Here is an 11898-nt window from a genome sequence, read left to right as displayed (position 1 = left end):
ACACGCGCGGCGCCTGGTCCCGGTGCTCGCGGGGTCCTATGGTGGTGGAACATGCGGCAGTGTGGCCGTGGGTTAGGCAGACGTCATGGGTTCCGGGGCGAGCGGTCCGGCGGAGGTCTGTGTGCCGTGCCCCACCGGGCACCACGAGCCACGCCGTGGAGTGACATCCCAACTCAACGACAGCTAAGGCGTGATGCAGCAGTGACCTCTCCTCAAGCCACCACCCAGGCCATCCCCACGGTGTGGCAGCGGCCGCGATGGAGTGCAGAGCAGGCGTGGCTCAACGAGTACTACCGCTCGGTCCCGGATGCGGACATGGCGGGCACGGACCAGCAGGTGCTCACGGAACGGGCGGAGAGCCACCGGGAGGTCGGGCGCAGCCGCCGGACGGACGAACTGTGCATCGAGGTCCGGGAGGACCACGGGGACACCGTGCTGTACATGGTCACCACGGACATGCCGTTCCTGGTGTCCACGCTGACCACGGAGATCGCCGCCAACTGGGGTGGCGCGAAGCTCGTGCTGCACCCGCTGCTGCTCGCCGCACGTGACTCCGAGGACGTGCTGAGATCCCTGGGGGAGGTCCCCAACATCTCCGCGGTCTCCTCCGGGGACACCACCTCGATCCCCATCACGGACGAGCTCGTGGGCGGCGCCGCCGGTGGGCGCTCACACACCGCCGTGGAGTCCTGGATCCGCGTGGAGCTGCACCGCACCCTGGACGAGCAGGCCCGCGGGGAGCTCGCGCGCCACATCGAGGCGCTCGTGGCGGACGTGCGCCGGGTTGCGGAGGACCAGGAGGCCATGCTGGAGCAGGCCCGACGCATCGCCGACTCCCTCGCGCCCCTGGAGGACATCACGTTCGAGGACGGCTCGCGGCTGCCGGACGTGGGCGCGTCCCAGGAGTTCCTGGAGTGGCTGCGCGGCGGCAATTTCGTGTTCATGGGCATCAAGCGCTACGACCTCGAGGTGGACGGCGAGGACGCCGTGCTGCACTCGCGACCGGACACGGGCCTGGGGCTACTGCGGGAGCAGGGCACCGAGGGCCATGCCCAGAAGCTCACGGGCCTGGGCAGCGCCCACGCGCGCGACCACCAGGTGGTGTTCGTGACCAAGGCCAACCGCCGCTCCTCGATCCACCGCCGCGAGTACCTGGACTACATCGGGGTGCGCACGTTCGCCGAGAACGGGGATGTGGATGGCGAGTACCTGATCCTCGGGCTGTTCTCCCGCCACGCCTACTCGGTCCCGGCCCAGCAGACCCCGCTCGTGCGCGAGAAGGTGCAGCGGGTGGTCGAGCGCTTCGGCTTCCTCCCGGACTCCCACTCCGCCCGTGACCTCATGGGCATCATCGAGGACTACCCACGGGACGAGCTGTTCCACATGTCCGCGGAGAAGCTCTACGAGACCGCGGGGGGTGTGCTGGGGCTCAACGAACGCCGCCAGACCCGTCTGTTCCTGCGCCAGGACACCTTTGGGCGCTTCATGTCCGCCGTGGTGTTCCTGCCCAGGGACCGCTACAACACCTCGGTGCGCCAGCGCATCGAGGCCCAGCTGTTCGAGGTCTTCGACGCCGAGGCCATCGACTTCGAGGTGCGCCTGACCTCCTCCTCCCTGGCCCGCCTGTTCTTCCGCATCCGGCTGCCTTACACGGGTGAGGTGCGGGACTTCGACCACGAGGACCTCGAAGCCCGCCTGCGCGCGGCGGTGCGCTCCTGGCCCGAGTCCCTGGGCCGGGCGATCGGCCTGGAGTTCGAGGATGACAAGGCCGGTGCGCTGGGCCCCGTGTGGGAGAACGCGTTCCCGGGCTCGTACCGCGAGGACTACGAGATCGAGGAGGCCATCCAGGACCTCAAGCGCTGCGAGGAGCTGTGGGGCCGCGACCCTGACCTGCCCGCGGAGGTGCGCGTGGCGCAGACCGCGGACGGCCAGGTCCGGCTGAACATCTACCTCACCCAGGCGCTGTCCCTCACCGAGCTGCTGCCGCTGCTGCACAACATGGGCCTGACCGTGCTGGACCAGCGCCCCTACACGGTCACCCCCGCGGACGGGCGCGAGTTCCAGCTCTACGACTTCGGTGTGGAGCTGCCCGAGGGTGTGGACCCCCAGGGCCCCGAGGACGCCAAGACGGAGGACCTCATCGAGCACACCCTGTGCGCGGTGCTCTCCAACCGCTCCGAGTCGGACAGCCTGGACCGCCTGGTGCTCACCGAGCGCATGGGCTGGCGCACCGTGGCCGTGCTGCGCGCCTACGTGCGCTACCTGCTGCAGCTGAACTACCCCAACTCGTTCGAGTTCATCGCGGACACTCTGGTGGACTACCCGCGGGCCACCCACGAGCTTGCGGAGCTGTTCTCGGCGAGCTTCGACCCCTCCCGCTTCACCGACGACGACGCCGCCCGCGACGAGGCGCGCAACGGCGCCCTGGAGCGCTTGGCCGGGGTGCTCGACGAGGTCCCCAGCCTGAATGCGGACCGGCTGTTCCGCGCGCTCGCGGACGTGGTCACGGCCACGCTGCGCACCAACGTGTTCCAGAGCCGGCCCACCATGGCGTTCAAACTGGACCCGGAGGCCATCCCCGCGGCCCCGCAACCGCGCCCGGCCTTCGAGATCTGGGTGTGGTCCCCGCGCGTGGAGGGCACGCACCTGCGCTTCGGCCAGGTGGCCCGCGGCGGTCTGCGCTGGTCCGACCGGCGCGAGGACTTCCGCACCGAGGTGCTGGGGCTGGTCAAGGCGCAGATGGTCAAGAACGCGGTGATCGTGCCCACGGGTGCGAAAGGTGGGTTCTTCCCCAAGCAGCTGCCGGATCCCGCGACCGATCGCGAGGGCTGGCTGACCGAGGGTCGGGAGGCCTACAAGCTGTTCATTGCCTCCCTGCTGGACGTCACCGACAACATCGAGCGCGAGGCCGAGACCGGCACCGCGCAGGACGGGACCGCGCGGGACACGGCGTCGTCGTCCCGCGGTGATTCCACCCCGGGCTCCGAGGGCGGTGCGAGCGAGTCGGCCGAGACCTCCGGTGTGGCCGGGGACACCGTGGTGCACCCCGAGAACGTGGTGCGCCGCGACGACGACGACTCCTACCTGGTGGTCGCCGCGGACAAGGGCACGGCCGCGTTCTCCGACACCGCGAACGCGATCTCCCTGGAGCGCGGCTTCTGGCTCGGTGACGCGTTCGCGTCCGGTGGGTCCGTGGGTTACGACCACAAGGCCATGGGCATCACCGCCCGGGGTGCGTGGGAGTCCGTGAAGCGCCATTTCTTCGAGCTCGGCGTGGACACCCAGTCCGAGGCGTTCACCGTGGTGGGCGTGGGCGACATGTCCGGGGACGTGTTCGGCAACGGCATGTTGCTGTCCGAGCACATCCACCTGATCGCCGCGTTCGACCACCGGGACATCTTCCTGGACCCCGCCCCGAACGCCGCGGCCTCCTACCAGGAGCGCGAACGGCTGTTCACCGCCGGGCGCACCTCGTGGCAGGACTTCGACCGGGACGTGATCTCCGAGGGCGGCGGCGTGTACTCGCGCCGGGACAAGTCCGTGCCCATCACTCCGCAGGTGCGCGAGGCGCTCGGGATCGAGGACGACGTCGAGTCGCTCAGCCCGCAGGAACTCGTGCGCAGGGTGCTGCTCGCGCCCGCGGACCTTTTGTACAACGGTGGCATCGGTACCTACGTGAAGGCGTCCACCGAGACCAACCAGGAGGTCGGGGACAAGGCCAACGACGCCATCCGCGTCAACGGCGAGGACCTGCGCGTCAAGGTCATCGGTGAGGGCGGCAACCTGGGGGCCACCCAGCTCGGGCGCACCGAGGCCGCGCTGAACGGGATCCTGGTCAATACGGACGCGATCGACAACTCCGGCGGCGTGGAGTCCTCCGACCGCGAGGTCAATATCAAGATCCTGGTGGACGGCATGGTCCAGGCCGGCCTGCTCTCCACGGACGAGCGCGCGGAGTTCATCGAGTCCATGACGGACGAGGTCGCCGAACTCGTACTCCGCACCAACGTGGCCCAGAACGTCCTGCTGACCACCGAGCGCGCTCGCGGTGTGGAATTCACCGAGACGTTCATCCGGCTCATGCACTGGTTGGAGGAGCACGCGGACCTCAACCGGGAGCTGGAGTTCCTGCCCTCCGACTCCGAGCTGCGCGAGCGCGCCGCCCAGGGCCAGCCCCTGACCGGCCCGGAGCTGTCCGTGCTCACGGCGTACGCGAAGATCCAGCTCTCCGCGGCACTCGTGGACAGCGACCTCGCGGACGACCCCTGGTTCCACCGCACGCTGTCCCAGTACTTCCCGGCCCAGATCCGGGAGCGCTTCGATGACAAGCTGGACACCCACCCGTTGCGCCGGGAGATCATCGCCACCGTGGTGGCCAACCAGATCATCAACTACGGCGGGATCGCCTTCGCGTACCGCGTGGTGGACGACTCCGGTTCGGACCTCGTGGACGTGGCCCGCGCGTTCACTGTGGCCATGGAGATCTTCGAGCTCGAGAGCTATGCCACCCGCCACGCCCAGCTGGACGCGGAGGTGCCCCTGGAGCTGTGGAACCGGATGTCGCTGCGCATGCGGCGGCTGCTGGACCGCGTGGTCCGCTGGTTCCTGCACCGCCAGGACACCGACTCCGGAATCCAGGAGCTCGTGGAGATGTACCGGCCCATCGTGGCACTGCGCTTCGGCAACGACCGCTTGCTGGGCGAGGAATCCGCCGAGCGCGCCCGGACCGAGGCCGAGCTCGCCGAGCGCCAGGGCGTGCCCCGCGCACTCGCCGTGGAATGGGCGGAACTGCTCGACGCGTTCGCACTGCTCGACGTCGCCCGGCTCGCCCAGGCGCAGGGCATCGCGGGGTACGAGCCCGGCGACGCCGCGGCATCGTCGGACGATACCGCGCAGGGTTCCGGCGAGGGCGTGACCGTGCAGATGATCGCCCGCGTGTACTTCGCCCTGTTCGACCGCTACGGCCTGGAGAACCTGCTCAACCGGATCACGGCCCTGCCGCAGACCACGCGGTGGGAGAACATGGCCCGGATCGCCATGCGCGAGGACCTGTACTCCACGCTCGTGGCGCTCGCGGGTCAGGCCCTGGACTCCCCGGGGGACAACGCCCAGGAGAAGATCCAGGCGTGGGAGCAGGAGAACGCGGACCGGCTCGAGCGGTTGCGGGAGGTCCTGGACGAGATCGAGTCCATGGCCGACAGCGGAGACGCCGGCGCCGAACTCGCCGCGCTGTCCGTGGCGCTACGGACGCTGCGCAGCGCACTGACCGACTGAGTCGGGACGTGACCGGGGGTCCGGGTGACGATGCGACGTCGCCCGGGCCCCGCTCACTCCTGGACCCGGATCAGCCCCCGGGCGCCCCGCTCGGCCTCGGCGAACGAGTGATTGACGAACGTGTAGGTCCCGGGCTCGCGGAAGTGGAGTTCCACGAAGCCGCCCTGCGCTGGTGCGAGATCCAGGGCCTGAGCGCCACCCGTCCCACCGGGATTACCGGGTCCATCGGGAGAGAGCTGGTACGCGCCCTCCGCGTAGACGGTGTCGAACTGGCCGCCCACCACGTGGAAGCTCAACCCCTCGGACGGGCCAGCCGCGAGCACCCAGATCCGTACGCGCTCTCCCGGGCGGGCCGTGAGCGGGTCGTGCATGTACTGGGTGGCATGGCCGTTGAACATCGTGAACGAGGGTTGCTTCGCGGCGATCTTCTCCGGATCCACAACCGCGTTGACCCCCTCCGGGAGGCCGGGTTGATCCGGGGACGGGGCCGCGAGGTACGTCTCGCTCTGCACGAGCAGGTACTCACGGTCCACGCTCGGCAGGTTCGGGGGATCGATGATCACCGCGCCGAACATGCCCGCTGCGACATGACTGCTCATGGGCATGGTGGAGCAGTGGTAGAGCCAGATCCCGGAACGGTGGGCCGTGAACCGATACACGAGCGATTCGCCGGGGGCGATCGTGCGCATGGCCTGGTCGGGGGAGATGTCCCCCGCGTGGAAGTCCACGGAGTGACCCATGGTGCCGCCGTTGGTCAGAGTGATCTCGAAGGTGTCACCCACCTTCCCGCGCAGCGTGGGCCCCATGTATTGACCGTTGTAGGTCCACACGTCCTGGGTCACGCCGGGGGCCACCTCGCGGGCCACTTCCTGGACGTCCAGCGTCATCCGGTGCACGGTTTCGTTCGATGCGGGGGCCAGCTCGGGGGAACGGGTCGTGAAACCCTCACCGGGGGCGGCGTTGAGATCCGCCGCCTGCGCCGGGTCCGTTCCGGTGTTCTCCGCGTGCCCGTGTGAACCGTGGGCGCCATCCGTTCCGGTGGCGGTGACCTCTTGGCCCTGTGCGTCCACGGGGATCACGTCGACGGTCATCCCCATGGAGCGGTGACCGATCACCGAGCACCAGCCTTCCAGCCTGTCGGTGATCACTCCCACGTCCACGGTCGCGGAGGCTCCCGGGTCCAGGCGGCCGGAGGTGGCGCCGTTGGCGACGACGAGATCGTGCACCGTGGTGGGGTCGTCGTTGGTCAGGTGGATCACCAGGCGGTTTCCCTGGGGTACCCGGATCTCGGACGGGTCGAAACGCATGTCCTGCTGGGCATGCATCCTGACCTCGGTGGTTTCCCCGGTGCCCTCCGCGCTCGACCTGTTGCTGCCCGTGAGAGAGAAACCCGCGGACTGGGGTGCGACGGCGATCCCCGCCGCGATCGTGAGCAGCACCGTGAGTACCCCGGCCAGGAACTGGGTGGCCGTTCCCGTCCCGCGGCGGGAGGACTCGGCAGCGGTTGCCCCGGTGCGGTCCGTGGGTGCTGTGCCGGCCGCGCGTTCGGCGACGGCGCGGCGTCGTGCGGCGATGGCCACCTTGGCCGAGGAGATCATGAGCGGGATGAAGGCCGCGAGGACCACGGCCCCCACGATCGACACGAGCGCGCGGACCCACGAGGGCAGGACCCCGGCGGGCAGGGCGAACAACGCGATGCACAGGTTGGCGACCGTGACGCGGTAGACCCCGGCACGGTTCATGGCGGCCAGAGATGCGCGCACGGTTGCGGGGCCGCCGCCCATGGTCGAGGGCAGGATGTAGCTCATGGCGCCGAAGAGAGTCTGCACCAGGAATCCCGCCACGAACGGGATCGTGAGGGACTGCGCCACGGAGGTCTCCACCCCGCGGGTCAGCACGAGCCACGCGGCCAGCACCGTGGTCATCACGAGCCAGGCGATGCCCGAGGCCACGGACCATCCCATGTAACCCTCGGGGCGGCGCTGCATCCCGGTGCGCAGCATGAGCCACCCCACCGTGGCCGCGCCGGCGGCGTAGAGCAGCAACGCGGCGGCCGTGAGCGGGGCCGTTCCGAGCACCGCGAACACGGCAGCGAGGAGACTGCCCGCGGCCATGAGGGGCAGAGCGATACGTGACAACCGCACCGCGTCGTCGCGCATCCGGGTGCGCAGGATCGTGGGCCACAGCGTCAGCAGGGTCGCGCACACGGTGAGGCCCACGAAACCCAGGACATTGACGGCCTGGTGGGCCAGCAGGAGCCGGGAGTGCCACGTCGCGGAGAGGTCGCGGGCCAGGATCGTGCCGAACACCGCCCCCACGGGCAAGAAGAACGCGGCCGTGGCGTACCAGCGCACGGTGAGTCCGAATCTCGCGGGCAGTGCGGTGCGCGATTGTGCCAGCAGGGCCAGGCCGTGCCAGGTGAGCATCACGCCGATCACGGTGGCCGCGGCCACAGTGAGCCACCACCACCCCGCGAGCATCCCCACGATCAACAGGGCGGTGCCCACCGTGACCCCGTAGATCCGCACGATCTGCCGCGGACGGCCGGAGTCCGGGAGCTTGTGGTGCAGCAGTGCCTCGGTGAAGTGCTGGGACCACACCATGATGGACGTGGTGATCAGCCCGAGCGTGACCATGTGCACCATGAGCCATCGGGTGTCCGGGATCCACCGGTGCGCTGCGATCACGATCACGAGGGCCACGAGCCACCAGCGCACGGGCTTGCCCGCGGTGCGGTGCCATGAGCGGCCCCTGCGGGCGGTGGAGGTGCTGGGCCGCTGCGGGGCACTGATGGGGGGCACGCTGAATCCGTTCCATAATTGGTGTACGAAATACCATAATAGGCGGCTGCCAGTGCCGCCCGGACCGCCACGGGGACCGCTGTTCGGATCGCGGTTCACGGGCCATGGGTCTGCGGAGCCACCGGTGCCGCCGGGTGTTGTGCATGGGTTGCGCAGTCGATGACGACCCCCGCGCGCGCCGCGTTCCGCCGCGGCGGGCCGTTCGTCAGCGGCCCTGCCCGTACGATGAGGGCGTGACCGCAGACATCATCGCCACCATCGCGACAGCCGTCCTCATCGTCATCGGCTGCGTGGGGATCGTGGTCCCGGTGCTCCCGGGCTCCATCACCGCGTTGATCGGGTTGATCATCTGGGCGTTCGTGGTGCGTGCCCCCGAGGGGTGGGTCGTGCTCGCCCTGGGCGGCACGCTCCTCCTCGCGGGGATGTCCGCGAGTCTCGTGCTCACCGGCAGCAAGCTCAAACGCCGGGCCATCCCGAACCGCACGCTGCTCTTCGGTGTGGTGGGCGCGGTGATCGGGATGTTCGTGATCCCCGTGGTAGGCCTGTTCATCGGTTTCGTGGTGGGGCTCCTGCTGTCCGAGACCGTGCGCAACAGAGACTTCAACACCGCACTGAGCACATCCTGGGTGGCCGCGAAGGCCATGGGCGTGGGCATCCTGGTGGAACTGTCGTGCGCACTGCTGGCCTCGCTGACGTTCATCATCGGGGCGATCGTCTATTTCGTCACCGTGAACTGAGGTCCACCCCGGTGCCCGCCCGCGGGCGAATTTATGAGTCACCCCGGGCCACGCGGTAACTCTCAGCCATGCCCGGGCCGCTGAGGAACTCCCAGGCGTTCCAAAGCCGTCGTGGACATATCAGTCATTCCAAGGCCATTCGCGAATTCCGAGTCACTCTGGAGCCACCATCGGCTGGGCTCCATGGCCTCACGGCGCCTGAAAATTGCGCGGGGGCCTCAGGGCACCCAAAAGTTCCTGGCGGCCGGACGCACCCCGTAGGCCCACCCCGTGACGCCCCCGCCTCAGCCCCGCCAGGGGAGGGGGATGACCTCCACGTCCTGGCCCGAGCTCATGCCGTCCTCCGGAACCACCAGGAGCACATCCGCGTGGGCGAGACCCGAGAGCATCGTGGGACCCACGGTGGGTTCCGGCAACACACGGCCGTCCTGAAGGTAGGCGGGAATCACGCGGGTGCGGCCTGTGGCCTCGAGGTCCTGACCCGCGGTGACGCGGCGCGTGAACGGCATGGCCTCACCTTTGGCCCCGGCGATCAGGGCGTGGCCCACACTCAGCAGACCGGTCATCGCGGACAGCGGTGAACCGGGCAGCGCGAGCACCACGGGACCGTCGTCAGGCAGCTGGGCCACGATCACCCCGTGGGCGGGTTCTTGCGCCACGCCGTCGATGATGAGGTGGGCCCCGAGATCCTCGAGGGCCTTACGGACGTGATCGTCCTCCCCGTGACCCGTGCCGCCGGTGGAGACCACGATCTCCGCACGGGCGTCGAGCAGCGAGCTCGCACCCATGGGGGCTTCCGTGAATGCGGAGATCATTCCGTCCGCGCCGTCGGCCACGCGCCGGACCTGATCCACGTTCGCGCCCAGTTCGCGCAGCGCGGCGGGCAGCTGCAGTCCGAGGACGTCGCGCACCTCACCGGGGCCGGGAATGCCGTCCTCGACCACGTTGGCGAAACCCAGCAGCACGGTCACGCGCGGGCGGCGTCGTACGGGGAGCATGTCGTGGCCCGCGCTCGCGGCGAGACCGAGGTGGGCGGGGTTGAGCTTGCGACCGGCGCGCAGCAGGAGGTCCCCCTGCTCGATCTCCTCGCCCACGGCCCGGACGTCCTGGTTCTTCACGAGGGTCGCTGCGGGTGTGGCGTCCTCGAGGGTGTCGCCCTCCTCGGGTCCGCGGCCGTGCTCACCGGTCGGCATGTCGCGGGCCGCGGGGTCGGCGGGGACCACGTGGCCCCGGTGGGCCTCGAGAACCGCGCGGGTCCCGAACGGGACGGCGTCCCCGGCATTGACATGGGTGGCCTCACCCGGCTTGAGCTCCACCACCGGGAGGATGCGCTGGTCCGGGGGCAGGGTCAGCAGCAGGCGCTCGTCGGTCTCGGCGGGGCGCGGCATGCGGATCCGCCACGGGCCCTCCCCGGCCACGGCCCAGCCGTCCGCCGCGGCGGAGGGGTAGTGGGGCACGGGCATCTCGGCGGTCACGGACTCGGCGAGGATCTCGTCGAGGCATTTCGTCAGCGGCAACAGGATGTTGGGGAGGGAGTGCGGGGTGCCGTAGGCGATCCGTCGGGCCTCGTCCCACGAGGCCCAGCGCACGGTCGGTTCCGACGCCGCCGAACGGTTCTCGCGCTGGTCGTCGTCCTCGTGAGCGGCGGGATCGTGCTGGTGCGGAAGTCCGGGCATGATGTCTCCTCGACGTGGCGATTCAGTGCAGGTCGAATCTACGCACATCTTCCCATGTATCCACGTCGCTCGTGCTGGCGTGGGGGACGGGGACGGTGTCCAACGTCAGATGACGCCACACCGAGCGCACGGACACGTCCACCGTGGGCACCTCGCGCAGCACCGCGCTCAGCGCCGCGGAACGGATCAGCACGGCGAGGTTCTCGGCCCGGCCCTCGTCGGACAACGCCATCACGCCGTCGACCTCCGGGGGGACGTCCTGCGCAGCCCGCACGAGCGCGGGCAGTGCGCGGTCGACATGCGGCATGTCGCATGCGAGCACCGCCGTCCACTCGTGACGTCCGCTCACGCCGTCCAGGACGACGACGCCCGCGGCCACCGCCGCCGCCGGTCCCGAGAAGGGCGGATCCTCCCGGGCGCGTAATACGTCCGGCGGCAGCCGCGGATCCTCGGGCCCCACGACCACCACGGCACCGAACAGGCGCACCGCCGCGACCGTGTGGGCCACCAGCGTGGAGCCCTCGAAGGACAACTGGGCTTTGGGGGCGCCTCCGAGTCGGGAGGAGCGGCCCCCTGCCACGACCACGGTGTCGAAGGGCAGCTGCAAGGACGCGTTCGGGGAGGAGGAGGGCACGGCTCAGTGGGTGGGAGCGACGTCGTCGGACTCCGCACCCACGGCACGTGACTTCTTGGGCAACCCGGCGATGCGCAGCGCGCATTCCACGGCCACGAGCACGAACGCGATGTAGTACAGGATCATGGTGGGGTAGAAGTACGGGAGCTGCTGGCTCATGCCCACGAGGGACAGCACCACCAGGACCACGGACAGCACCAGGATGACCATGTGCGCCGTGCCGAACGCGCCGGGGCGACCCTTGCGGGCCAGGTACATGGCCGCGAGCGCGAAGAGGATGGGGAACAGCAGCTGCCCCGTGAGCGTGATGCCGTCCTGGACGTAGGGGTAGATGCCCATGGCCTGGACGAGCGCGGTGATCACGAGCAACACGGGAGCGACGAACGACTTCATGGGGCACCAGTCTACGGGCGCGGGCCCCGGCCCTCCGCGACCGGGTCGGGCACCGTCGGCCGGGAGGGGGCGACGTCGCTCGGTCGCCCCGCGAGCGCCTGGAGCCGTTCGCACGGACATCCGGGAACGACGTCGCATGGTTGCCTCGCGAGCCCCCGGGAACCGGTGCGCAGACGCCGTCGGGAATCGCCCGGCAGCCTGGAGGGACCGTCCATGCGGCCGCCGTCGGGACCGGGACGGCGAACCGCGAGACCGCTCCTGAAAACCTCGGGAACCAGCGGCAGCACCCAGGCTTATTAGTCCAGCTAAATATGCCGTATTCCCGCACGTCACACGGGTTCACCGCAATGTCCGAGCCACGCCGAACAAAATACGCATTTTCG

Annotated in this window: 6 protein-coding genes; 2 read left to right on the top strand and 4 right to left on the bottom strand. The window is 69.7% G+C overall.

What is annotated here, in order from left to right:
• Positions 1-201: 201 nt before the first annotated feature.
• Positions 202-5274, top strand: a complete 5073-nt coding sequence (locus tag HBK84_RS10795; protein WP_167318879.1) for an NAD-glutamate dehydrogenase — start codon at positions 202-204, stop codon at positions 5272-5274.
• Positions 5275-5327: 53 nt separating this feature from the next.
• On the opposite strand, the gene HBK84_RS10790 is transcribed toward HBK84_RS10795, so the two are convergent.
• On the bottom strand, positions 5328-8075 hold the full coding sequence (locus HBK84_RS10790; RefSeq protein ID WP_144931580.1) for a multicopper oxidase domain-containing protein: 2748 nt from the start codon (positions 8073-8075) through the stop codon (positions 5328-5330).
• Between the two features lie 233 nt (positions 8076-8308).
• Between HBK84_RS10790 and HBK84_RS10785 the strand changes: the two genes are divergently transcribed.
• Entirely contained in the window at positions 8309-8812 is a 504-nt protein-coding gene (locus HBK84_RS10785) for a DUF456 domain-containing protein (protein ID WP_085106516.1), read from the top strand.
• Between the two features lie 284 nt (positions 8813-9096).
• Here HBK84_RS10785 and HBK84_RS10780 read toward each other — a convergent pair whose 3' ends face one another.
• From HBK84_RS10780 to HBK84_RS10770, 3 genes are read right to left on the bottom strand one after another with little or no spacing between them, the layout of a single operon-like run.
• Positions 9097-10488: a molybdopterin molybdotransferase MoeA gene (locus HBK84_RS10780; protein ID WP_167318878.1), complete on the bottom strand. Its 1392-nt coding sequence runs from the start codon at positions 10486-10488 to the stop codon at positions 9097-9099.
• Between the two features lie 22 nt (positions 10489-10510).
• On the bottom strand, positions 10511-11122 hold the full coding sequence (locus tag HBK84_RS10775; RefSeq protein WP_167318877.1) for a molybdenum cofactor guanylyltransferase: 612 nt from the start codon (positions 11120-11122) through the stop codon (positions 10511-10513).
• 3 nt (positions 11123-11125) lie between these two features.
• Complete coding sequence (locus tag HBK84_RS10770; protein WP_167318876.1) at positions 11126-11515, bottom strand: hypothetical protein; 390 nt, start codon at positions 11513-11515, stop codon at positions 11126-11128.
• Positions 11516-11898: the final 383 nt, after the last annotated feature.

It is taken from the genome of Kocuria sp. KD4 (genome assembly GCF_011769905.1).
GTDB lineage: Bacteria > Actinomycetota > Actinomycetes > Actinomycetales > Micrococcaceae > Kocuria > Kocuria marina.
Note: the sequence above shows the minus strand (reverse complement) of the source record. Positions and strands in the feature narration are given on the sequence as shown.